The sequence below is a fragment of the Paraburkholderia phymatum genome (assembly GCF_040965635.1).
Lineage (GTDB): Bacteria > Pseudomonadota > Gammaproteobacteria > Burkholderiales > Burkholderiaceae > Paraburkholderia > Paraburkholderia phymatum_B.
Map to the genome: position 1 here is coordinate 258,634 of NZ_JBFRCH010000005.1, position 22,276 is coordinate 280,909.

At 63.4% G+C, this 22,276-nt stretch carries 18 protein-coding genes and 1 tRNA gene; 10 read left to right on the forward strand and 9 right to left on the reverse strand.

Going from position 1 to position 22,276, the window contains the following annotated elements:
* Positions 1–21 precede the first annotated feature (21 nt).
* Entirely contained in the window at positions 22–1,269 is a 1,248-nt protein-coding gene (locus tag AB4Y32_RS12875) for a JmjC domain-containing protein (protein WP_368721699.1), read from the reverse strand.
* 32 nt (positions 1,270–1,301) lie between these two features.
* On the opposite strand from AB4Y32_RS12875, the gene AB4Y32_RS12880 reads away from it, so the two are divergent.
* Complete coding sequence (locus AB4Y32_RS12880; protein ID WP_368721700.1) at positions 1,302–1,853, forward strand: peptidylprolyl isomerase; 552 nt, start codon at positions 1,302–1,304, stop codon at positions 1,851–1,853.
* Here the strand turns inward: AB4Y32_RS12880 and AB4Y32_RS12885 are convergent.
* From AB4Y32_RS12885 to AB4Y32_RS12900, 4 genes are all read right to left on the reverse strand, one after another.
* Positions 1,833–3,221, reverse strand: a complete 1,389-nt coding sequence (locus AB4Y32_RS12885; protein WP_368721701.1) for a hypothetical protein — start codon at positions 3,219–3,221, stop codon at positions 1,833–1,835. The two genes, AB4Y32_RS12880 and AB4Y32_RS12885, sit on opposite strands and share 21 nt — an antisense overlap.
* Entirely contained in the window at positions 3,208–5,886 is a 2,679-nt protein-coding gene (gene mutS / locus AB4Y32_RS12890; protein ID WP_368721702.1) for a DNA mismatch repair protein MutS, read from the reverse strand. Before mutS ends, AB4Y32_RS12885 begins: the two co-directional genes overlap by 14 nt.
* Before the next feature lie 126 nt (positions 5,887–6,012).
* Positions 6,013–7,311 (reverse strand): lysophospholipid transporter LplT, encoded by a 1,299-nt coding sequence (gene lplT, locus AB4Y32_RS12895; protein ID WP_368721837.1) that lies wholly within the window; start codon positions 7,309–7,311, stop codon positions 6,013–6,015.
* A gap of 204 nt (positions 7,312–7,515) precedes the next feature.
* Positions 7,516–8,319, reverse strand: coding sequence for an inositol monophosphatase family protein (locus AB4Y32_RS12900; RefSeq protein ID WP_368721703.1), 804 nt, complete (start codon positions 8,317–8,319; stop codon positions 7,516–7,518).
* Between the two features lie 424 nt (positions 8,320–8,743).
* Between AB4Y32_RS12900 and AB4Y32_RS12905 the strand changes: the two genes are divergently transcribed.
* The gene (locus tag AB4Y32_RS12905) at positions 8,744–9,565 is read left to right on the forward strand and encodes an RNA methyltransferase (RefSeq protein ID WP_439899780.1); all 822 of its coding nucleotides are present in this window, start codon (positions 8,744–8,746) and stop codon (positions 9,563–9,565) included.
* Positions 9,566–9,910: 345 nt separating this feature from the next.
* Positions 9,911–10,729, forward strand: coding sequence for a serine O-acetyltransferase (cysE, locus tag AB4Y32_RS12910; RefSeq protein ID WP_368721704.1), 819 nt, complete (start codon positions 9,911–9,913; stop codon positions 10,727–10,729).
* A gap of 158 nt (positions 10,730–10,887) precedes the next feature.
* Here cysE and AB4Y32_RS12915 read toward each other — a convergent pair whose 3' ends face one another.
* The 4 genes from AB4Y32_RS12915 to AB4Y32_RS12930 all read right to left on the reverse strand — a co-directional run bounded on the left by AB4Y32_RS12915 (position 10,888) and on the right by AB4Y32_RS12930 (position 13,986).
* Positions 10,888–11,688 (reverse strand): UDP-2,3-diacylglucosamine diphosphatase, encoded by an 801-nt coding sequence (locus AB4Y32_RS12915; protein WP_368721705.1) that lies wholly within the window; start codon positions 11,686–11,688, stop codon positions 10,888–10,890.
* 68 nt (positions 11,689–11,756) lie between these two features.
* Positions 11,757–12,251 (reverse strand): peptidylprolyl isomerase, encoded by a 495-nt coding sequence (locus AB4Y32_RS12920; RefSeq protein ID WP_368721706.1) that lies wholly within the window; start codon positions 12,249–12,251, stop codon positions 11,757–11,759.
* Between the two features lie 274 nt (positions 12,252–12,525).
* Positions 12,526–13,107, reverse strand: coding sequence for a peptidylprolyl isomerase (locus tag AB4Y32_RS12925; RefSeq protein ID WP_368721707.1), 582 nt, complete (start codon positions 13,105–13,107; stop codon positions 12,526–12,528).
* Between the two features lie 75 nt (positions 13,108–13,182).
* The gene (locus tag AB4Y32_RS12930) at positions 13,183–13,986 is read right to left on the reverse strand and encodes a tetratricopeptide repeat protein (protein ID WP_368721708.1); all 804 of its coding nucleotides are present in this window, start codon (positions 13,984–13,986) and stop codon (positions 13,183–13,185) included.
* A gap of 274 nt (positions 13,987–14,260) precedes the next feature.
* On the opposite strand from AB4Y32_RS12930, the gene cysS reads away from it, so the two are divergent.
* The 7 genes from cysS (at position 14,261) to AB4Y32_RS12965 (ending at position 22,209) form a co-directional block, all read left to right on the forward strand.
* On the forward strand, positions 14,261–15,658 hold the full coding sequence (cysS, locus tag AB4Y32_RS12935) for a cysteine--tRNA ligase (protein WP_368721709.1): 1,398 nt from the start codon (positions 14,261–14,263) through the stop codon (positions 15,656–15,658).
* Positions 15,659–15,705: 47 nt separating this feature from the next.
* Entirely contained in the window at positions 15,706–16,785 is a 1,080-nt protein-coding gene (locus AB4Y32_RS12940; RefSeq protein ID WP_368721710.1) for a DNA-3-methyladenine glycosylase, read from the forward strand.
* Positions 16,786–16,908: 123 nt separating this feature from the next.
* Entirely contained in the window at positions 16,909–17,880 is a 972-nt protein-coding gene (locus tag AB4Y32_RS12945) for an acetyl-CoA carboxylase carboxyltransferase subunit alpha (protein ID WP_368721711.1), read from the forward strand.
* 45 nt (positions 17,881–17,925) lie between these two features.
* On the forward strand, positions 17,926–19,353 hold the full coding sequence (gene tilS, locus AB4Y32_RS12950) for a tRNA lysidine(34) synthetase TilS (protein ID WP_368721712.1): 1,428 nt from the start codon (positions 17,926–17,928) through the stop codon (positions 19,351–19,353).
* 469 nt (positions 19,354–19,822) lie between these two features.
* Complete coding sequence (locus AB4Y32_RS12955) at positions 19,823–21,073, forward strand: aspartate kinase (protein ID WP_368721713.1); 1,251 nt, start codon at positions 19,823–19,825, stop codon at positions 21,071–21,073.
* 206 nt (positions 21,074–21,279) lie between these two features.
* Positions 21,280–21,373, forward strand: a tRNA-Ser gene (locus tag AB4Y32_RS12960).
* A gap of 647 nt (positions 21,374–22,020) precedes the next feature.
* Complete coding sequence (locus tag AB4Y32_RS12965) at positions 22,021–22,209, forward strand: hypothetical protein (RefSeq protein ID WP_368721714.1); 189 nt, start codon at positions 22,021–22,023, stop codon at positions 22,207–22,209.
* Positions 22,210–22,276 lie beyond the last annotated feature (67 nt).

The following is a 22,276-nucleotide window of genomic DNA, read 5'->3' on the forward strand; positions in this document are numbered from 1 at the left end:
GGTATAACAGCGGAGCGAATCTTATCGCAGTTCACCCGTCTGTATCCAGCCCGCACGATACCACTCGTGAAGTAGTGCTGTCATCGACGATTGCGGTGAGAGTGTTACAAAGCGTTTCGCACTCAGAGAGCGGTTGTCGGCGAGTTCAATCACCCAGTTTTTCACGTCTGCAAGCCTGCTTTCTTCTCCATTCAGGTAATAAGAGCGGCTGTCGTAAAGCAGCACAGTTTTACGGTCGAGCCGCACGCCTTCCTTCATCGCGCGCCTGATGAAACGCGCTTCATCGAGCGGACGTTCGGGCGGATCGAACACGACGCTCGGCTTCGGCTCGCTCAGATACGTGCCGAGGAACGACGAGACGTCCTTATCGCTCCAGTCGACCTTAGCAAGGATCGCGCCCACGCGATCGACGAGCGCGGGAGGCAGTTCCGCCGGGCGTTCGACAGCGGCTTGCTGCGGATCGCGATAGAGCGCGGAACCATTCGGCGACGCATGTGCCTCACCGCGTTCGGCGAGGTAATAGAGGAACTGCGCAGCCAGCTCGCTCGTGGAGGGCGCGCGAAAGCCGATCGAGCAGGTCATGCATTCGCCTTGCGCGACGCCGTCATGCGCGATATGCGGAGGCAGGTAAAGCATGTCCCCGGGCTCCAGGACCCATTCATCTTCCGGCTCGAAGTGCTGTAGCACTTTCAACGGCAGGCCCGGCTGCAACGACAGATCACGCTGCGCGCCGATGCGCCAGCGTCGTTTGCCATGAACCTGCAACAGAAAGACGTCGTAGGAATCGAAGTGAGGACCGACGCCGCCGCCGTCCGTCGCGTACGAAATCATCAGATCGTCGAGGCGCGCGTCGGGCACGAAGCGGAAGCGGTCAAGTAAGGCGCGTGCGCGGTCGTTATGCAGATCGACGCCTTGCACAAGCAGTGTCCACGCACGTTGCTTGATGGAAGGCAATTCGTCTGCAGCAAACGGGCCATGTTCGAGTTGCCACTTGCTGCGAAAGTGCGTGATGAGGCGCGATTCGACGTCGTCCTGATCGGCGAGTTCGAACAGCTCGTCGCGCGCCAGCGGCGCGACGATGTCGGGGATCGCGTGGCGGATCAGAAAGGGCTTTTTCTGCCAGTAACGTCGCATGAATTGCGACGGCGTCAGGTTGCCTAACAGAGGCGTGGGCTGGTCAGGCGAAGCTGCCGACGAAGCGGAAACGGAAGTAGGGGAAATACGCGCTGAAGCTTTGGCAGCGGGGTAGTCAGGGGGCCGCACGGGCATCGTATAATGTGAGTCGTAATCTGGAGAATCGAATGAAAATCGTAAAGAACACCGTCGTATCGGTCGCGTACAAGCTGTCGGATGCGCAAGGCAATCTGATCGAGGAAAGCGACGAGCCGATGGTTTATCTGCACGGCGGCTATGATGGCACGTTCCCCAAGATCGAGGAAGAGCTCGACGGCCATGAGCCCGGCTTCGAAACCCAGATCCAGCTGGAGCCGGTGGACGCGTTCGGCGAGTACGATCCTGAGCTCGTGAAGATCGAGCCGCGCAGCCGTTTCCCGGAGCCGCTCGAAGTCGGCATGCAGTTCGAAGGCACGCCTGAAGAAGGTGATGAAGACCTCGATTCGCTGATCTACACGGTGACGGACGTCGCCGAGGACAAGGTCGTGCTCGACGGCAATCATCCTCTCGCGGGCATGGCGCTGCGTTTCAAGCTGATGGTGAAGGACGTGCGTGAAGCAACGGAAGACGAAATCCAGCACGAGCACGCACACGGCGCGAGCGGCCTCGAAATCGCCGATGAAGACGACGACGAAGACGATGCCGACGACGCCGCACCGTCACGGCCGACGCTGCACTGAACTCGCAGGATTGGCGCCCGGGCTGATGCCGGGATAGACGCCGGAAGGCTGGGCAGTTCCCGAAGCGGGCGCGTAAGCGCCCGTTGTCGCATCTGGCGGGACGTATCGGTATGTTGTGCCGTTGCTCGTGCTGCCGGCGTCGTTGCCGTTGCTCGAATCGGGCGACGGCGCTCGCGGCGGTTCGGGCAGAATCGGCGGCAATTCGGAAGCGGGTGTGGAGCCTGGCACAGCGGGCATCGAAGGCGGCATCGGCGGTGCCGTGTACTCGTTATGCGAGGGTAATGCCGGCACCGCGGGCAGCGGCAGACTCTTCGGGACGTTCTGCACGCTTACGCGAAATGGCGGCCGCTTCGCGAGATCAGCATCGATCTGTATCCACTGGTTCTGAGGATTGCGCGGTGCGAATGCGATGCGCGTCAGATTCGTCACCAGGTCGCCCTTATCGTTGCGCAACGGTTGGTCGATCATGAAGCCCGCGTGCATTCGGTCGTTATCCTGATGAATCACGACGACGGGTCCATGAAAGGTCTCGGCCAGCTTCACGAGGCTGCGCTTGAATTCGAGGAAGCCGTCGCGCTTCGCCTTGCGGCCGAAGCGCAGCCACGCGAAACGTTCGGGACGCTCGTAACGTTCGGGGTCGAAGTCGCCCTGAAGCAGCACGACGATCGCGCGCGCGTTGTGGCGCTTCGCATATTCGGCGGCGTGGTCGAGCCAGAACGCGTTGGCGATCACGCGGTCTTCGAATTCGCCGTTGCGTCCGCCCGCGTACAGGAAATGATTGTTCGGTCCCGGCACGTTCAGGCCGACGAACATGGTATCGTCGACCTGCCAACGCACGTTCTCCCGATACGTACGGAAGCGCAACACCTCGCTTTCACGCACGAGCGGAATCGGGTTTTGCCCCATCGATGACGTATCCGCGAAGAGCGTCTGCCGCAGCAGATCGAGCCGTTCGACGGGGTCATAGCCGCCCGCTTCCTCCGTGCCGCAATCGGCCCAGTCGTGCTGTCCCGGAATGAAAACGAGCGCGGGCTTCGACATTTCGAGCAGCGTCTGGCGCGTAGCGAATAGCGAGTCGCGGCACGCTTCCTTACCGCTTTTCAGGTTGCCGTCGTAGACGATGAACGAAATGTCGGACTCGCGCCCGATCGCCTCGAGCAGCCGTTGCGTTTGCGGTTCGTCAGCGGGACTTTGCAGTGTGCCGCCGATGACGGCAAACGAGTAGCGCGGCTCCGATTCCTTCGCGAACGACGCGCGGCCGGGCAAGGCCAGCGACGCAGCGGCCGCGAGCATGACGGCCAGCGCCGTGCCGCGCGAACGGCGACGCCTCGCCGACGCGTGGCGAGCGCAAGCGTCAGTGCTGCGCATCTGGCGACTTGGCCAGTTCATGCAGTTCGAACAGCAGGTCGAGCGCATCGCGTGGACGCAGATCGTTCGGATCGATCTCGCGCAGCCGCTCGACGAGCGCCTGCATGGCGGGGGCCAGCGCGGGCGGCGCGGGTTCATCGTCGGCGTCTTCGAGCACCGACACGGGCGCTGCGAACAGATCGAGTTGCGGCGCAGGCCGCGCGGCCGACTGCTGCTCCAGATACGCGAGATGCTTGCGCGCCGCGCGAATCACCGCGTTCGGCACGCCCGCCAGTTGCGCGACCTGCAGACCGTAGCTCTGATTGGCGGGGCCTTCGTTGACAGCGTGCAGAAACACGATGCCGTGCCCATGCTCGACGGCCGACAGGTGGACGTTCGCCGCATGCGGAAACTCGGCGGGCAGTTGCGTCAGCTCGAAGTAGTGCGTCGCGAAGAGCGTGTGACAGCCGTTGTGCGCGAGCAGATGGCGCGCGATTGCCCACGCGAGCGCAAGGCCGTCGAACGTCGACGTGCCGCGGCCGATTTCGTCCATCAGCACGAGGCTTTGCGGCGTCGCGTCGTTCAGGATCGCGGCGGCTTCCGTCATCTCGACCATGAAGGTCGAGCGGCCGCCCGCCAGATCGTCGGCGGCGCCGATGCGCGTGAAAATGCGATCGATGGGTCCAAACGACGCGCGGCGCGCCGGCACGTAGCTGCCCACGTACGCCATCAGCGCGATCAACGCCGTCTGACGCATGAAGGTCGATTTACCGCCCATGTTCGGGCCGGTGATCAGCAGCAGCTTGCGTTCCGGGCTGAGCGTGCAGTCGTTTGCGATGAACTGTTCGACTTGCGCCTCGACGACGGGATGCCGTCCCTGTTCGATCTCGATGCCGCCCGTCGGCGCAAAGCCTGGCGCGACCCAGTCGAGTGCGCGTGCCCGTTCGGCGAACGCGGCGAGCACATCGAGTTCGGCGAGGGAGGAAGCGACGCGCTGGCAATCGGCGATGAAAGGCAGCAGCGCCTGCAGCAGCGCGTCGTACAGCGCCTTCTCGCGCGACAGCGCGCGTTCCTGCGCGGACAGCGCCTTGTCCTCGAATGTCTTCAGCTCGGGCGTGATGTAGCGCTCGGCGTTCTTCAGCGTCTGACGGCGGCGATAGTCGTCGGGAACCTTGTCGGTCTGGCCGCGCGTCACTTCGATGTAGAAGCCGTGCACCTTGTTGTACTCGACACGCAGATTGCCGATCCCCGTCCGCGCGCGCTCGCGAGTTTCGAGGTCGATCAGGAACTGTCCGCAGTTCTCCGAAATATCTCGCAGTTCATCGAGTTCGGCGTCGTAGCCGCGCGCGATCACGCCGCCGTCGCGTACCATCGCGGCGGGTTCCTCCGCGACCGCGTGCTTCAGCAGATCGACGCACTCGGCCGGCGGCTCTAGTGCCGTATCGATACGCGCGAGCGAATCGGCGGCCTGGGCGACAGCGGCCAGTTGCGCGCGCAGTTCGGGCAACGCGATAAACGTGTCGCGCAAACTCGACAGATCGCGCGGACGCGCCGACAGCAGCGCGAGCCGTCCCGTGATCCGTTCGATATCCGAGATCTGCCGCAATGCGCTGCGCAGCAAGTCGAGACTGGCCTGGGGCGGCGCGTCGAGCAGCGCGCCGATCGCCTGCTGGCGCGCCTGGGCAATCGCGGCATCGCGCGGCGGATGATGTAGCCAGTGACGCAGCAGACGGCTGCCCATCGTCGTGCAGCACGTGTCGAGTAGCGAGCACAGCGTGGGTGAATCCGTGCCGCGCAGCGTTTCCGTCAATTCAAGATTGCGGCGTGTGGATGGATCGAGCCCGATGTACTCCGATTCGTATTCGACCTTGAGGCTGCGCACGTGACGCAGCTGCTGGCCTTGCGTCGCTGCCGCGTACAGCAGCACCGCGCCCGCCGCGCCGCACGCGCATGACAGCGAATGCGCGCCGAAACCATCGAGGCTCGCGACTTCCATTTGGTCACACAACCGCTGCGTGCCCGACGCGACGTCGAAATGCCACGCCGGTACGCGCGTCATTGCGCCGAAGCTGGAAGGCAGCGTCCACGCGTTCGATTCGGTGGGCGAGGGCGTGTCGGCGACGAGAATCTCCGCCGGACGGATTCGCTCGAGCGCGGCGGCGACCTGATCGGGCGCGACTTCGGCAAGACGCAGTGCGCCGCTCGCCAGATTCAGCCAGGCGAGGCCGACGGCCGTCACCACGCCACGCCGGTTGTGCGCCGCGCACACCGCGAGCAGATACGTGTCGCTTTTGTCGGAGAGCAGCGCTGCGTCTGTCAGCGTGCCGGGCGTGACCACGCGCACGACCTTGCGCTCGACGGGTCCCTTCGATGTCGCCGGATCACCGATCTGTTCGCAGATCGCGACCGACTCGCCGAGCTTCACCAGTTTCGCCAGATACTGTTCGACGGCGTGATGCGGCACGCCCGCCATCTTGATCGGATTGCCGCCCGACGCGCCGCGCCGCGTGAGCGTCAGATCGAGCAGGCGCGCGGCCTTTTCGGCGTCGTCGAAAAAGAGCTCATAGAAATCGCCCATCCGGTAGAACACGAGCGTGCCCGGATGCTCCCCTTTAATGCGCAGATACTGCTGCATCATTGGAGTGTGTTGCGCGATGTCGTTTGCGGCTGCGGTTTGAGTGCCCATCCTCGTGTCTTTCTTGCGTGACTGTTCAGGGCGTGAGTTTAACCCGGCGAAGCGTTGCGCGAACCTGGCCGGATGGCCAGGTTGCCGTCGCGATCTTCGCGCGGCTATGCTGCGCTCAGTCTTCGTTCATTCCTCGATCAGCGCGTGCATATCGACCTTTTGCGCATTCGCGGCGCTGCGGCGTTTGGCGAGCCACATCATGCCCGTGATGAAGAGTCCGAACACGGCGATGATCCACTGCACGGGCATCGCCGCCGTCAGCAGGATCGCGTAGGCGCCGAGCATCAGCAGCACGGCGAGGTTCTGATTGAAATTCTGCACGGCGATCGAGTGGCCCGCCGTCAGCAGCGTCGCGCCGCGATGCTGGAGAATCGCGTTCATCGGCACGATGAAGAAGCCGGACAGCGCGCCGAGCAGGATCATCAGCGGATACGCGAGGATGATGTAGGCGGGCGCGAAGAGGGCGCCGACGCGCAGCCCCGCGCCGGGCGGAAATAGGCTCTTGCTGTAGAACGCCATCGCGACGGCGACGGCGCCCATCAGCAGCCCGACGGGCAGCACTTTCAGCGAACTGCGCAACGGAATCCATGCGGCGGCGGCCGCCGCGCCGATTGCAATGCCGAAGCCGGCCACGCCCTGCATTACGGCCGCCTTCGACAACGACAGCCCGAGGTTCGCATCCGCCCATTTCAGCACGAGCAGTTGCAGCGTCACAGCGCCGCCCCACATCAGCGTCGTGACCCACAGCGCGATCTGCGCGAGGCGGTCGGACCAGAGCACGTTGAAGCAGCGGATGAATTCGCCGAGCAACTGGCCGGGCTCGACGAGCCGGTTCGGATAACGCGCGCCCGTGTCCGGAATGCCGACATTCAGCGCCGCCGCAATCGCATACGTGATCATCACGGCGAGCATCGCGAGGTCGGCGGCCGTGTGAATCAGCGGCAGTTGGGCATGCTGGACGAAGTGCGACGCGTACGTGCTGATCAGCGCGCCACCCAGCATCGTGCCGGCGATCGTCGACAGCACGGTCGCCGATTCGAGCCAGGCGTTCGCAACGACGAGCCGTTCGGCGGGCAGCAGCTCGGTCAGAATGCCGTACTTCGCGGGCGAATACGCGGCCGCGCCGAAGCCGACCACGCCGTACGCGATCATTGGATGCACGCCCGCGACCATCATCAGACAGCCGCCTGCTTTCAGCGCGTTCGAGATGAACATCACGTGGCGCTTTTGCAGCGCATCGGCGAATGCGCCGACGAACGGCGCGAGCAGCACATAGGAAATCGTGAAGAAAATCTGAAGCAGCGGCGTTACCCATGCGGGCGAGCGAATCACGGCAAGCAGCGCGATCGCCGCGATCAGGAGCGCGTTATCAGCGAGCGACGACACGAATTGCGCCGCGATGATCGTATAGAAGCCTTTCTTCATCGTTCCGATTGGAACACAGCGACGGCGTTCGTGTGCGGCGAGCCCATCTGGCAGCCCATACGGCAGCCCATACGGCAGCGCATACGGCAGCCCATACGGCAGCCCATACGGCAGCGCATCTGGCAACCTGCGGCGCTGCGCAGCAAAAGCGGCGCCCCATACGAAAAAAGCGGCCGAAGCCGCTTGTCGAATGCGTGCAGCGTCTTAGGCTGCTTGTTCTTTCGTGCGCGTGTAGCGCGACAGGATCGGAATCATCTGCGCGTATATCTTCGGGTTGCCCGCGACGATCTCATGCTTGTGCAGGAAGTCCGAATCGCCCGTGTAGTTGCCGACGAGGCCGCCCGCTTCCGTGATCAGCAGGCTGCCCGCTGCCATGTCCCACGCGCTGATGCCTTGCTCGAAGAAGCCGTCGAGGCGGCCCGCCGCGACGTTCGCCAGATCGAGCGCAGCCGCGCCCGGGCGGCGCAGGCCCGCGCACGCTTGCGTCATTTCGGCGAAGAGCCGCGTGTACGGCTCGAGCGAGTCCTTTTCGCGGAACGGGAAGCCCGTGCCGATCAGGCCGTCGGCGAGCCTGTCGCGGCGGCCTACGCGGATGCGCCGATCGTTCAGATACGCACCGCGGCCGCGCGATGCCGTGAAGAGATCGTTGCGCGTCGGGTCATAGACGACAGCTTGCGTGACGATGCCCTTGTGTGCGAGCGCGATCGACACGCAGTAGTACTGGAAGCCGTGGATGAAGTTCGTGGTGCCGTCGAGGGGATCGATGATCCACTGGAACTCGGACTCCTTGCCCGATTCGCCGGATTCTTCGGCGAGGATCGCATGATCGGGGTAGGCGGTGGTCAGCGTTTCGATGATTGCCGCTTCCGACGCCTTGTCGACCTCCGTGACGAAATCGTTGTGCTGCTTCTTGCTGACCTGCACGAGGTCGAGATCGAGCGACGCGCGGTTGATGATCTGCCCGGCGCGGCGAGCGGCCTTGACAGCGATATTGAGCATGGGATGCATGAGCCTGATCCTTGTGCCGGACGCGTATGGAGGCTGTCCGGTGTTGAGCTGAAAATAAGCTGTAAATCACGCGAAACGGGCGCCGGGCGAGACTGGGTCGAAGCCTGGACACACATTCCGTCGACGGAGACGAATTGAAGAAGAGCGATGCGCAGTGGCGTGAGTGCCCTGCGAAGGGCGGGAGGGCACGGCGCGAATGTCGGAATTTTACCTGAGTTTTATCTGGCTTTTGCCTGGACATCACGGGTCTCAGGCGGAATGGAGCCGGCCGGGGCGAACGGGACAAGGAGAACTACAAGGCGAACGGCAGGGCGAGCGACAGGGCGACAAACGTGCGACAAGCGAAACATTAGCCAAACGGCAGATGGCAAGGCAGCACGGCTTGGCGCTACCATTACTGTTTCCTTGCCATCCAATCTTTATCGTGGTTCAAACGCCTTCGTCACTCCAATCCAGCACCGCTTCCGACAATGCGAACAGCATCGGCGGCGGCTTTACGTCGACACGCTTCGTGCTCGTCCAGCCAAGTCATCCGGGCAACGTCGGCGCGGCGGCGCGCGCGCTGAAGACGATGGGATTCTCGCGGCTCGTGCTGGTTTCGCCGCGCTCGCCCGACGTGAAGAACGATCCGGATGCGATTGCGATGGCGAGCGGCGCGGACGACGTGCTTGCGTCCGCACATGTCGTGCCGACGCTCGCCGATGCGCTCTCGGGCGCGCAATGGTCGCTCGCGCTGACGGCGCGCGCCCGCGAGTACGGGCCGCCGCAGCTCCCGCCGCGCGCCGCCGCGATGCAGGCCCGCGAGCATGCCGCGCACGGCGACATCGCGCTCGTGTTCGGCAATGAGCGTACAGGGCTGTCGAACGAAGACGTGGAGCGGTGCAGCGCGCTCGCGCATATTCCCGCCAATCCCGCGTATAGCTCGCTGAATCTCGCGCAGGCCATCCAGGTGCTGTCGTATGAGTTGCGCATGGCGTATCTGGTCGAAGGCGAGGGCTCGGAGCCGCCGTCCGGCAGCACGGGTACGTTTGCCCCCAGCGACGAGATCGAGCGTATGTACGTGCACCTGGAAAACGCGTTGATTGCGCTCGACTTCCTCGATCCCGGCAATCCGAAGAAGCTGATGTCGCGCTTGCGGCGGCTCTTCGCGCGCTCGGGTCTCGAACGCGAGGAGGTCAATATCGTGCGGGGTATCGCGAAGCATATTCTGCTGAAAGCCAAAGGGCGCGACGGCGAGCAGGAGTGAGTGCAGGCCAGCCAGCGTTGCGTCCCGATACTAGTCTTTGGTGTCGGCGTTTTGCGCCAGCTTTTGCGTCCGTTGGCGCTTCGTGTTGAAGCTGTTGCGCGGCGGTGGACGGTCGCAGCAACCGGGCAGCGCAGGAAAAGCGCCAGCAGACAGCCTTCACTGCCCGATGCCGATGCACTTTCGCTCCTGGTATGGTGCGCAGGATCTCAAGCCTTATCGATCGCGTGGACTTCCGGCAGCGTTTGCACATTCGCCCTACAATGACCCGAAAACGTCATAAGCAAAGCGCTACGTCTGCAATGGATGCCAACGGCGGCGCTCAATCCCTACGACAGCCTCACTGCCATGTTCACGAGACTCCGAGAAGACATTGCCACGATCCGCGAGCGCGATCCCGCCGCCCGCAGCGCCTGGGAAGTCCTCACATGCTATCCGGGCTTGCACGCGCTGATGTTCCATCGCTTCGCGCATGCGTGCTGGCGCGCGAAGCGCCGGTGGCTCGCGCGCTTCGTATCGCAGTTCGGCCGCTTCATGACGGGCATCGAGATCCACCCGGGTGCGACTGTCGGGCGGCGCGTGTTCATCGATCACGGCATGGGCGTCGTGATCGGCGAGACGGCTGAAATCGGCGACGACTGCACGATTTACCAGGGCGTCACGCTCGGCGGCACGTCGCTAACACGCGGCGCGAAGCGCCATCCGACACTCGAGCGCGGCGTGATCGTCGGCGCGGGCGCGAAGGTGCTCGGCGGCTTCACGATCGGCGCGGACGCGAAGATTGGCTCGAACGCCGTCGTCGTGAAGCCCGTGCCAGCGGGCGGCACGGCCGTGGGCAATCCGGCGCGCGTGATCGTGCCCGCCACGGCGGCGACGGCTGCCCGTTCGCCGGCCGCCGACGCAAAGGCCGCCGACGCCAAAGCGCCTGCGCGCGCTGCTTTCTGCGCGTACGGCATCACGCCGAATGCCGACGATCCCGTGTCGCTCGCGATCCACGGGCTGATCGACCACGCGGCGACGCAAACGCAGCGCATCGACGAAATCGTCGCCGCGCTCGAGCGCCTCGGCGCGAGTCTCGAAGCGCTCCAGGGCGCCGACGTGGCGCTGCTGGATTTGCGTCGCCTGTCGGCGGCGATCGACGGGAAGGTCGAGGAAGCGGCGCGCTGATCCGGCGCTCGTTGCAACCGGGACTGAAGGCACGCGCGACGCATGTGCCCGTCAGTTCCGAACGGGGCGCTGCGCTGCCGTGAATGACGGGTATGAACTGGTTGGCCGGCCGCGAACCGCTCCCGTGCATGCTCGCGCGCCAACCGGGTCACGCTGCGCTACTTGTCCAGCCGCAGCGCCTTGATCCCTTCGGAATCGATACGCACGTAACCTCCACGACGCTCGCCGTGATCGAGGTCCCAATCGGGCAGTACCCAGCGCATGCCGCCTTTTTCATGATGCAGCGCGGGCCGATGCGTATGGCCATGAATGATCGTTGCCGTCTTCGTTTTCTTGAAGAGCGCGGCGATGCCCTCCGACGTCACGTCGTAACGCGGTGTTACGGGACGCACGCGTCCCGACTCGCTCGAGCGGCGCATCTTTTCGGCCAGCGCCTTGCGCCAGCGGTACGGCCACACCAGAAACAACCACTGCGCCAAATGATTGCGCGCGAAGCCGCGAAAGTGCTGATAGCGGCGGTCCGCGGTGCATTGCGCATCGCCATGCGTGAGCGCGATCTTCGTGCCGAATGCAGTGATGACGAACGGATCGGGCAGCCAGATCGCGCCCGCCGCTTTCATGAAGCGCTTGCCCAGCAGGAAGTCGCGGTTGCCGTGCATGATGTAGAGCGCGATGCCGCGCTCCGACAGCGTATGCATCAGCTTCGCCATGCGGGCGGGGAAGGGTTCGGCGAGCATGTCGTCGCCGATCCAGTATTCGAACAGATCGCCGAGGATGAAAACGGAATCGGCGTGCTCGGCCGTCACGTTGATGAAGTGCTCGAACGCGGCAACCGTGTGCGGGATCGACTCGCTCAGGTGCAAGTCCGAGATGAAAAAAAACGGGCGCGCCGCATGCGGGCGTTTGCCCTCGCCAGGCACGCCCGCAGCGACACTCCGCAGCGGCGTTTCTTGCAGCATTTGAAGTGTGCTTCTCTCAGTTTGCTCAGCGCTTCGATAAGAAGTTGCTGACCGTTTGAGTAATCGTCTTACTCGACCACGATGGCCTTTTCGATGATCACGTCGTCGACGGGCACGTCCTGGTGAAAGCCCTTCGAACCCGTTTTCACCTTGCGGATCGCATCGACGACGTCGAGGCCTTCGACGACCTTGCCGAACACGGCATAGCCCCAGCCTTGCGGCGTCGGCGACGAGTGGTTCAGGAAGTCGTTGTCGTTGACGTTGATGAAGAACTGGGCCGTCGCCGAGTGCGGGTCGTTCGTGCGCGCCATCGCGATCGAACCCTTCACGTTCTTCAGGCCGTTGTTCGCTTCATTCGCGATCGGCGCGTTGGTCGGCTTCTGCTGCATGCCGGGCTCGAAGCCGCCGCCCTGGATCATGAAGCCGTCGATCACGCGATGGAACACCGTATTGTCGTAATGGCCGGCCTTCACGTACGCGAGGAAGTTCTCGACCGACTTCGGCGCCTTCCCGGCGTCCAGTTCCAGCTTGATGACGCCGTGGTTCGTGTGCAGTTCAACCATGATGTTTTCCTTTAGGTCTAAGTGAGTGGGGAGCGCGGTGCCCGGCCATTTGAGCGGCCAGCAACCCGCGCCCGTGGCATGGTTAATTCCGGTGTAGCGCGAGCATGCGGTGCCCGGTTCGACCCATGCGGCTTGCGCGTCACCCTGTTTGCAAATGCTTCGTCCGCTATCGGGCGCCTTTCCCTGACGGCGGGCTCCCGTTTCCGCCCGGCCGTCATGCTACCTGTCAACAAGACTGGCCGGCAGCGACCTGCCGGCAGTCACTTGCCAACCGTCATTTACCGACAATTGTCGCCGACTGGATCACGATCTGCTTTTGCGGCACATCGCCCATCGGGCCGCGCGAGGTCGTCGGCGTTGCTTCGATCTTCTTCACGACATCCATCCCCGATGTCACCTTGCCGAACACCGCATATCCGTTGCCGTCCGGATTCGGATAGTCGAGGCCCGCGTTGTCGACCGTGTTGATGAAGAACTGTGCCGTCGCCGAATTCGGGTCGCTCGTGCGCGCCATCGCGATCGCGCCGTTCATGTTCTTCAGCCCGTTGCGGCTTTCGAGCGGGATCGGCGCGCGCGTCGGCTTTTCTGCGAAGCTCGTCGTATAGCCGCCGCCCTGGATCATGAAGCCGGGAATCACGCGATGAAAGATCGTCCCGTTATATTGACCGGATTTCACGTAGTCGAGGAAATTGGCTACCGTTTTCGGCGCTTTCTCAGGATACAACTCCACGCGGATATCGCCTTCCGACGTCTTCAAGAGAACGGACGGATGCGCAGCCTGTGCACCGTTCTGCGCAAAAGCCGGTGCGTTTGCGATCAGGGCGGCGCTGCCGAGCGCCAACGTCAACCATTTCATGTAAATCCTCGGGGTGAACTCAAATGAGAAAAACGGCGGCCAACGCGCTGCCCGAAGGCATGCGCGAAAGCGCGCTCACTGCGACGGTGCAACGTACGGTGGAGTCGCCAGCGATCCGTTGGGGCCGCCGAACTGGAAGCCCGGCGTGTTGGTGATGTTCGACGTGGCCCGATTCGTGTAATCGACAGCTTCGGCGGAGGGCCGCACGGTCTTTTTTGCAGCCGTCTTGCGCGGCGTCACGATCTTCTCGATATCGGCGATACGCTGGTTCGTCGCGCCGTTCGCGCTGCCCAGACTCTGGGCGCGTCGATAGGCCTGATCGGCCATGCGCAGATACAGGTCGCCGAGATTTTCATACGCGAGGCCGTAGCCGGGGCTCGCCTTGACGGCCGTTTCGAGCGCGGCGCGCGCTTCCGTATAGCGGCCCTGCTTCGCGTAGAGCGCGGCGAGATTGTTGTACGGTTCGGGCAGTTCGGGGTAGGTTTGCGTGAGTTCGGTGAAGGCGGCGATGGCTTCGTCGTCGCGATTCAGGCGGGCAAGCACGGTCGCGCGCTTGAACTTCGCCTGGGCGTCGCGCGGATTTGTGGCGATGCGCGCGTCGAGCTGCGCAAGGGCGGCCGTCCAGTTTTTCTGCTCGATGGACGCATCGGCGTCCGGCGTCACGTCGCGCACGGCGGCGCCGTGTGGAATGGTCGAAGCCTTTTGCGCCAGAGCCGATGAAACGGGCAGCACCGTGAGGGCGAGACCGCAGCAGACCGTGCCCGCTGCCGCGCTCAAAGCCGCCGCAAAAGTCGGGCGGAACGTGGCGCGAAACTTTGAACGGAGCGCCGTCGCGAAGAGGGGCTTGGCGCCTCGCGCGCGGCCGCTGGAGTGTTTCATAGGCTCAGGTCAGGATGTTATACTCCGACCCATTCTAACAAAAGGTCTGCGCGTTCCGTCGAGCCTCAGACTGTCTTTCGCCACTCGTGGTCGTCCCCGCCTTGACGTCAGCCTGATTCCGCACGCGGTGCGCAACATGCTGTCAGTCATGCCGCGCCGCCTGTGTTCGTGCATGGGGTTACATGCCTGGATTGCACGACTGGGTTGCTTGCTTTTATCGGGCGCGGTATGAACGAACACCAAGCGGATTTCTTTCGGCCCACGCATCGTCTCTATGGAATCTCTGCGCATCTACAACACGCTCGCGCGTGACAAGCAAATTTTCGTGCCGCTTCATGAAGGCGAAGTGCGTATGTATGTCTGCGGGATGACGGTGTACGACTACTGTCACGTGGGCCATGCGCGGGTCATGGTGGTCTTCGACGTCGTGCAGCGCTGGCTGCGCACGCTGGGCTACAAGGTCACCTATGTGCAGAACATCACCGACATCGACGACAAGATCATTCGCCGCGCGGTCGAAAACGGCGAGACCATCAAGTCGCTGACCAATCGCTTCATCGCGGCGCTGCACGAGGATGCGGCCGCGCTCGGCATCGAGCGTCCCGATCTCGAACCGCGCGCGACGGATTTCATTCCGCAGATGCTTGGCATGATCGAGAAGCTGGAAGCGAACGGCTACGCATACCAGGCCACCGACGGCGACGTGAACTACGCGGTGCGCAAGTTCGCGCACTATGGCGCACTGTCGGGCAAGTCGCTCGAAGACCTGCGCGCGGGTGAGCGCGTGGCCGCCAACGACACAAAGCAGGACCCGCTCGACTTCGTGCTGTGGAAGCAGTCGAAGCCCGACGAGCCCGCCGACACCGGCTGGGATTCGAAGTATGGGCGCGGACGTCCCGGCTGGCACATCGAGTGCTCGGCGATGGGCTGCACGCTGCTCGGCGATCGTTTCGACATTCATGGCGGCGGACAGGATCTGCAGTTTCCGCACCACGAGAACGAGATCGCACAAAGCGAAGGCGCTACGGGACAAACCTTCGTCAATTACTGGATGCACAACGGCTACGTGCAGATCGACAATGAGAAGATGTCGAAGTCGCTCGGCAACTTCTTCACGATCCGCGAAGTGCTCGCGAAGTACGATGCCGAAGTCGTGCGTTTCTTCATTGCACGCGCGCATTACCGTTCGCCGCTGAACTACAGCGATACACATCTCGACGATGCGCGCAGCGCGCTCACGCGTCTTTACACGGCGTTGAAGGACACGGCGCCGGAAGCGGGCGATGTCGACTGGAACGAAGCGTACGCGCAGCGTTTTCGCACGGCGATGAACGATGACTTCAATACGCCTGTCGCCGTTTCCGTGCTGTTCGAACTGGCAAGCGAAGTCAACCGCACACGCGATGCGGCGCTTGCACGGCAATTGCGGGCCCTTGCGCACGTGCTCGGGTTGCTCGACCGCGAGCCGCGCGCGTATCTGCAACAAGCGGCGGGGAGTGAAGGCGAGGGCGCGCTGGATGTGGCAGCGATCGAAGCGAAGATCGCCGCGCGCGTCGCCGCGAAGCAGGCAAAGGACTACGCCGAGGCAGACCGGATCCGCAAGGAATTGCTGGACGCCGGTGTTGCGCTCGAAGACAAACCGGGCGGGTTGACCGAGTGGCGGCGCGTTTGAGCGCACCTCGTACTTCCCACTGATCGACTCGCCAGGCAGGAGGCAGGATGTCAACGGCCACGAAGACGGCGGCTAAACGGGCCACGTCTCAATCAAACGCGTCAGCAAAGGTAAAGGCAGTGCGTGCGCGAAGCGGCGTCGCCGCGAAGGGCGCAGCGAAGGTGGCAACGAAATCGGCATCGGCGAAAGGCGTGAAGGCTGGCCAACATGCCTCGCGTAAAACGGGCACGGGCACGGCGAATGCGCAGGGCGCGCTCGCGAAGCAGGCGTCGGCCAAACGCCTGCCGAACGGAGCGGACTTGCCCGAGGCACGCGCTGCCAAGACGTCGCGTACGCGCGCCGCGCAGGTCAAGGGCAACGGATCGCTCCCGCCCGAACTCGCGAGCGACCTGCAGGAACTCGCGCGCGAAAGCCAGGATGGCGAAACGTCGCGCAAGTCGCGCGCTGCATCGTCGTCGGCGGACGGTGACGATGCCGCGGCGCAAAGCGATGCAACGGCCCCGACCGTCACGCGTCCCGCGTACTGGGACAAGGCGTGCGCCGATCTCGTCAAGCGCGATCGCATTCTCAAGAAGCTGATTCCGAAGTTCGGCCCCGTCCATCTGTCGAGCCGCGCCGATCCGTTCGTCACGCTCGCGCGCTCGGTGGTCGGCCAGCAGATTTCCGTCGCCTCGGCGCAGGCGATGTGGCAGCGCATCCTCGCGGCGTGTCCCAAACTCGTGCCGCAGCAGATCATCAAGCTCGGCCAGGACAATCTGACGGGTTGCGGCGTGTCGAAGCGCAAGGCCGAATACATTCTCGATCTCGCGCATCACTTCGTCTCGGGCGCGCTGCACGTCGGCAAATGGACGTCGATGGAAGACGAGGACGTGATCGCCGAACTCACGCAGATTCGCGGCATCAGCCGCTGGACGGCGGAGATGTTTTTGATTTTCGACCTGTCGCGTCCGGACGTGCTGCCGCTCGACGATCCGAATCTCATCCAGGCGATCAGCCACAACTATTTCAGCGGGGAGCCGGTGACGCGCAGTGAAGCGCGCGAAGTTGCCGCGAACTGGGAGCCGTGGCGTACCGTCGCGACGTGGTACATGTGGCGCAGTCTCGACCCGGCGCCCGCCGGCGGATGACGGAAAAAGGCGATTGCCGACTCGGACTATTGATTTGTTAAAACCAATAGTTTTGAGACGGTCTTGACACGGGCGCGCGCGGTTAGAATACGCGCTGCCGGTAAGTCCAAGGATTAAAAACCAATGAAGACCACCTTTCTGGATTTCGAGCAGCCGATCGCCGAGCTCGAAGCGAAAATCGAAGAATTGCGCTTCGTGCAGGACGATTCGGCCGTCGATATTTCGGAAGAGATCGAGCGGCTGTCGAAGAAGAGCCAGCAACTCACGAAGGATCTGTATACGAACCTGACGCCGTGGCAGGTTTCGCAAATCGCACGTCATCCGCAGCGTCCGTACACGCTGGATTACGTCAACGAACTGTTCACCGATTTCCACGAACTGCATGGTGATCGCTCGTTTGCGGACGACCTGTCGATCGTCGGCGGCCTTGCGCGTTTCAACGGCCAGCCGTGCATGGTGATCGGCCATCAGAAGGGCCGCGACACGAAGGAGCGCGCGTTGCGCAACTTCGGCATGCCGCGCCCTGAAGGCTATCGGAAGGCCGAGCGCCTGATGCGTCTCGCCGAGAAGTTCGGCCTGCCGCTTTTCACGTTCATCGACACGCCGGGCGCGTATCCGGGCATCGGCGCGGAAGAGCGCGGTCAGTCGGAAGCGATTGGCCGCAATCTGTACGTGATGGCCGAACTGAAGACGCCGATCATCTCGACGATCATCGGCGAAGGCGGCTCGGGCGGCGCACTGGCGGTCGCCGTCGCCGACAGCGTGCTGATGCTGCAGTTCTCGACTTACTCGGTGATCTCGCCGGAAGGCTGCGCGTCGATTCTGTGGAAGAGCGCCGCGAGGGCGCCCGAAGCGGCCGAAGCACTGGGCCTGACCGCGCATCGTCTGAAGGCGCTGGGCCTGATCGACAAGATCGTCAACGAGCCGCTCGGCGGCGCGCATCGCGATCCTAAGGGCATGGCCGCGCTGCTGCGCCGCGCGCTCGCCGACTCGCTGCGCCAGTTCCAGGGCATGAGCACGAGCGACCTGCGTGAACGCCGTTTCGAGCGCCTGATGGCCTACGGCAAGTACAAGGAAACGACGCCGGGCGCGTAAGCGCGCACGCGTCCCGTCCGAAGGCGCTTTGCGCGCCATTACACCGTGACCCCCTCAGCTGACACATCCGCCGACCGCTTCGTTATCGACGCGGTCGGCGTGGCGTTTGCGGCCTTGCCCGCTGACGCGCGCGTCGCGATCGCGTATAGCGGCGGCGTCGATTCGACGGTGCTGCTCGATGCGGCCGTGCGGGTCGGCGGCACGGTGCGCTGCATCGCTTTTCACATCCATCACGGTCTGAGTCCGAACGCCGACGATTGGCTCGCGCATTGCGAGGCGTTCGCACGCGAGCGGGGCGTCGAGTTCGCTTCGCTGCATGTCGACGTGCAGCGTGCGACGGGCGTGAGTATCGAAGCGGCGGCGCGCGATGCGCGCTATCGCGCGCTCGAAGCGTTGTGCGCGCAGCATCGGGTGCAGGTGCTGTGGCTTGCGCAGCACGCGGACGATCAGGCGGAGACAGTGCTGCTCCAGTTGTTGCGCGGAGCGGGGCTTGCGGGGCTCGCGGCGATGGCGCCGGAGCATTTGCCTTCAGGGGCCCCTGTGACGCGCGTACGTCCGCTGCTGCATCTGCTGCGCGCGCAACTCGAGCGTTACGCGCACGCACGCGATCTGCGCTGGATCGACGACGAGTCGAACGCCGACACGCGCTATGCGCGCAACGCGTTGCGTCACGATGTGCTGCCTGCGCTTGCCGTACACTTCCCGGGCTTTCGCGATGCGCTCGCGCGCACGGCGGCACACGCGGCTTCGGCGCAGCGTCTGCTCGACGAACTCGCGCGCATCGATTTGCAAGCGCTGCGCAGCGACGAAGCGGACGCGCTCTTGCGCGATGCGCTCCTCGCGCTCGATGACGATCGAGCCGCGAACGTGCTGCGTTACTGGATGCGCACGCTCGGATTTCCGGCTGCATCGACGGCGCGTTTGACGGATGCGCTGCGCCAGTTGCGCGAAATCGGCGACGCGCACAGCTTGCGCGTCGATCACGCAGGCCACGCGTTGCGCAGCTATCGCGGGCGAATTTACTGGGAAGCGGGCGACAGCGCCGATCCCGCCGACGAAACCGCGCTCGTCGAGCGCGCGGAGAGCGTGCTGAGCTGGCAAGGCGAAAGCGTGTGGCGCCTGCCGCAATGGCGCGGCACGTTCGTGTTCAGCGATGCTGCCGCCGACGATCCCGACGCGATTCCCGTCGCTGTGCTCACGCAGGCGCCGCTCGCCGCGCGTTCGCGCAAGGGCGGCGAACGGATGCGCTGTGCGCCGAACGGCCCGAGCCGCACGCTGAAAAATCTCTTTCAGGAACGCGGCGTGCCGTCATGGAAGCGCGACGTGCCGCTGATTTTCGTCGGCGATGACCTGCTGTTCGTGCCGCTGATCGGCGTGAATCGCACCGTGCTTGACGAAGGCGGGCAGCCGGCGAAGGCACCGAATGCGCGTTTCGTCCGGATCGAGTGGCGCGAGGATCTGACGCTCGCGTAGCGCGCCGGTGTGGGCGCGCGGCGCAAACCATGTGCACGACACGCACGACGCTCACACGCGACCGACTACGCGACGGTCAACGGTCACACGCACGCAACATCGGCCGTAAATCCTTCTCCGACAAGCATTTGCGAAGGCTTTTGCCGGGATTTCGGCTTGTCTTTTTAGCCCCGATCGGGTAGTGTAACTTGTTTGCCCGACTCGCTTTTTGTCGCGTTTCCCGGCTGTTCTTATGCGAATGCCCGGGCGCGCTCCAAGCCGTTAGCCACCCCGTTAGCGTCCGTCAGTCCTGTCGATCGACAGGGTTACAGGGCAAATCCCGCGCGTACTGCACGCGCGCTGCATCTGTGCCGCCACACTCCGCCGTCGTTCCCGAACGTTGTGCCCTGTGCTTATTGTGCGGCCGTCTCCAGCGCGCGGTGCGCGCCGGTTCGCGTAGCTCCAGTTTCTCCTTCAGTTCAGAACGACAATGGCACTCATCGTACACAAATACGGCGGCACATCGATGGGCTCGGTCGAGCGCATCAAGAACGTCGCGAAGCGCGTCGCGAAATGGCACAAGGCAGGCCACAAGATGGTCGTCGTGCCCTCGGCGATGTCCGGCGAAACGAACCGCCTGCTGGGTCTCGCGAAAGAGATCGCGCCCCAGCCCAGCCCACGCGAACTCGACATGATCGCGTCGACGGGCGAACAGGTCAGCGTCGGCCTGCTGTCCATCGCGCTGCATGAGGCAGGCGTCGATGCCGTCAGCTACACCGGCTGGCAAGTGCCCGTGAAAACGGATAGCGCGTTCACGAAAGCGCGCATCAGCAATATCGACGGCGATCGCGTGCTGCGCGATCTCGACGAAGGCAAGGTCGTCGTCATCACAGGCTTCCAGGGCATCGACCCGGAAGGCCACATCACGACGCTCGGCCGCGGCGGCTCGGACACGTCGGCGGTCGCGGTGGCCGCGGCGCTGAAAGCGGATGAATGCCTGATCTACACGGACGTCGATGGCGTCTACACGACGGACCCGCGCGTGGTCGAAGAAGCGCGGCGCCTCGATCGCGTGACGTTCGAAGAGATGCTGGAAATGGCCAGCCTCGGTTCGAAGGTGCTGCAGATCCGCTCGGTCGAATTCGCCGGCAAATATCAGGTCAAGACGCGCGTGCTGTCCAGCCTGACCGATCCGCTGATGTCGCTCGACGAAGAAATGAAGTCGGGCACTCTGATTACTTTTGAAGAAGACGAAACCATGGAAAAAGCAGTCATCTCGGGAATCGCGTTTCAGCGTGACGAAGCCCGTATCGCCGTGATGGGTGTGCCCGACAAGCCGGGCATCGCATATCAGATCCTCGGCCCCGTCGCCGACGCGAATATCGATGTCGACATGATCATTCAGAACCAGAGCGTCGAGGGCAAGACGGCGTTCACGTTCACGGTCGGTCGCGGCGACTATCAGCGCGCGATGGACATCCTCACGAACCAGGTGAAGGACCACGTGAGCGCGGAAAAAGTGCTCGGCGATCCGAAGGTATCGAAGGTATCGGTGGTCGGCGTCGGCATGCGTTCGCACGTCGGTATCGCGAGCAAGATGTTCCGCACTCTGTCGGAAGAGGGCATCAACATCCAGATGATCTCTACGTCGGAGATCAAGATTTCGGTGCTGATCGACGAGAAGTACATGGAGCTCGCCGTGCGCGCGCTACACAAAGCGTTCGAACTCGATCAGGCATGATGCGCTCGTGTATGTCCGAATCTCGGCGACAGACATTCGCGTGAGGGTTGTTAAAGATAGAGCGGCGCAGTGTGCGAAGGTCGAGGAAGTGGCATCGAATTGACGTTCCTGGCACAAAAAGTGTGAAGTAAAAATTGACCTCGGCCCGCGAACCCGCTATTATGTTGGCTTCGTCGCGCTGCCTCCCTGGTGCGAGCGAAGATTTGGGAGACGTGGCCGAGAGGTCGAAGGCACTCCCCTGCTAAGGGAGCATCTGGGCCAAAACCTGGATCGAGGGTTCGAATCCCTCCGTCTCCGCCAACGAAGGCGGCTGAAACCCCGTAAGTTCAAGGACTTGCGGGGTTTTTGTTTTTGCTGGCCCATCAACGAACTATTCACGGACGATCATGGGACGACGCTGGACGAAGGAACAGCGGGCACGACAGGCCGAAGCGATACAGCGCTGGAAACCGTGGGAAAGCGCAACGGGACCCGCGACTGAGGCGGGCAAGGCCGCATCATCGCGCAATGCGACTGTGCATGGCATGGCAAGCACGCGCTGGCGGGCCGAACTGCGCGAACTGAATGCCCTGTTGCGCGAGTGCAAACGACGGCTTCGGTCTTGAATCTCCGCCCGTAAAAATGGCAACCAGAAACACGAAGGGGCATGCCCGCCAAGTTATCGATTGAAGCCCGGCAGCTCGCGCGGGTCCTTCCCGGCCTGGTCTGCGATGCGGGCGCGAAGAGGCGCGTATTCGCAGTAGCTATGATCTTACGCACTACGCGTGGGTTCGCATCCACCCAAGGCCGAAGGGATCCGGCGCGGGCCGGTTTGCAAGTGCGGACGAAGCGCGAATGTCCCACGGACAAATGCGGACACTACTCATCTTTTTACGGACTCCTACGCATGTCGCAATTTTTGGTGCAACATACGTTGCGTCGAGAATGATTTTCGCAACGGAGGCATTATGAACAACGGCGAAGCAGGAGAGGCGGTGTTTGAGCGCGTGCGCCGCGAAATCGAGACCGGACGCGCGCATTGGGCCGAGCGCGAAGTCGCGCATGGCCCGTATCGCTTGCGGGCGAGCCGCCAGACAGGAGCCGACGACGAAGACGAGGACTGCGGCGAATACTCAGACGGCAACGCGCCCGTCTAAAGTAGAAGTGAGTAGACATGGTTAGAAGGGGCTTAACATGGCGAATGGTTTCAAAAGTGGCGGTAGA

Coding starts and splice junctions, on each gene's coding strand:
- AB4Y32_RS12875 (WP_368721699.1), bottom strand. CDS start 1,269: ATGCCCGTGCGGCCCCCTGACTACCCCGCTGCCAAAGCTTCAGCGCGT.
- AB4Y32_RS12880 (WP_368721700.1), top strand. CDS start 1,302: ATGAAAATCGTAAAGAACACCGTCGTATCGGTCGCGTACAAGCTGTCG.
- AB4Y32_RS12885 (WP_368721701.1), bottom strand. CDS start 3,221: ATGCGCAGCACTGACGCTTGCGCTCGCCACGCGTCGGCGAGGCGTCGC.
- mutS (WP_368721702.1), bottom strand. CDS start 5,886: ATGGGCACTCAAACCGCAGCCGCAAACGACATCGCGCAACACACTCCA.
- lplT (WP_368721837.1), bottom strand. CDS start 7,311: ATGAAGAAAGGCTTCTATACGATCATCGCGGCGCAATTCGTGTCGTCG.
- AB4Y32_RS12900 (WP_368721703.1), bottom strand. CDS start 8,319: ATGCATCCCATGCTCAATATCGCTGTCAAGGCCGCTCGCCGCGCCGGG.
- cysE (WP_368721704.1), top strand. CDS start 9,911: ATGTTCACGAGACTCCGAGAAGACATTGCCACGATCCGCGAGCGCGAT.
- AB4Y32_RS12915 (WP_368721705.1), bottom strand. CDS start 11,688: ATGCTGCAAGAAACGCCGCTGCGGAGTGTCGCTGCGGGCGTGCCTGGC.
- AB4Y32_RS12920 (WP_368721706.1), bottom strand. CDS start 12,251: ATGGTTGAACTGCACACGAACCACGGCGTCATCAAGCTGGAACTGGAC.
- AB4Y32_RS12925 (WP_368721707.1), bottom strand. CDS start 13,107: ATGAAATGGTTGACGTTGGCGCTCGGCAGCGCCGCCCTGATCGCAAAC.
- AB4Y32_RS12930 (WP_368721708.1), bottom strand. CDS start 13,986: ATGAAACACTCCAGCGGCCGCGCGCGAGGCGCCAAGCCCCTCTTCGCG.
- cysS (WP_368721709.1), top strand. CDS start 14,261: ATGGAATCTCTGCGCATCTACAACACGCTCGCGCGTGACAAGCAAATT.
- AB4Y32_RS12940 (WP_368721710.1), top strand. CDS start 15,706: ATGTCAACGGCCACGAAGACGGCGGCTAAACGGGCCACGTCTCAATCA.
- AB4Y32_RS12945 (WP_368721711.1), top strand. CDS start 16,909: ATGAAGACCACCTTTCTGGATTTCGAGCAGCCGATCGCCGAGCTCGAA.
- AB4Y32_RS12955 (WP_368721713.1), top strand. CDS start 19,823: ATGGCACTCATCGTACACAAATACGGCGGCACATCGATGGGCTCGGTC.
- AB4Y32_RS12965 (WP_368721714.1), top strand. CDS start 22,021: ATGAACAACGGCGAAGCAGGAGAGGCGGTGTTTGAGCGCGTGCGCCGC.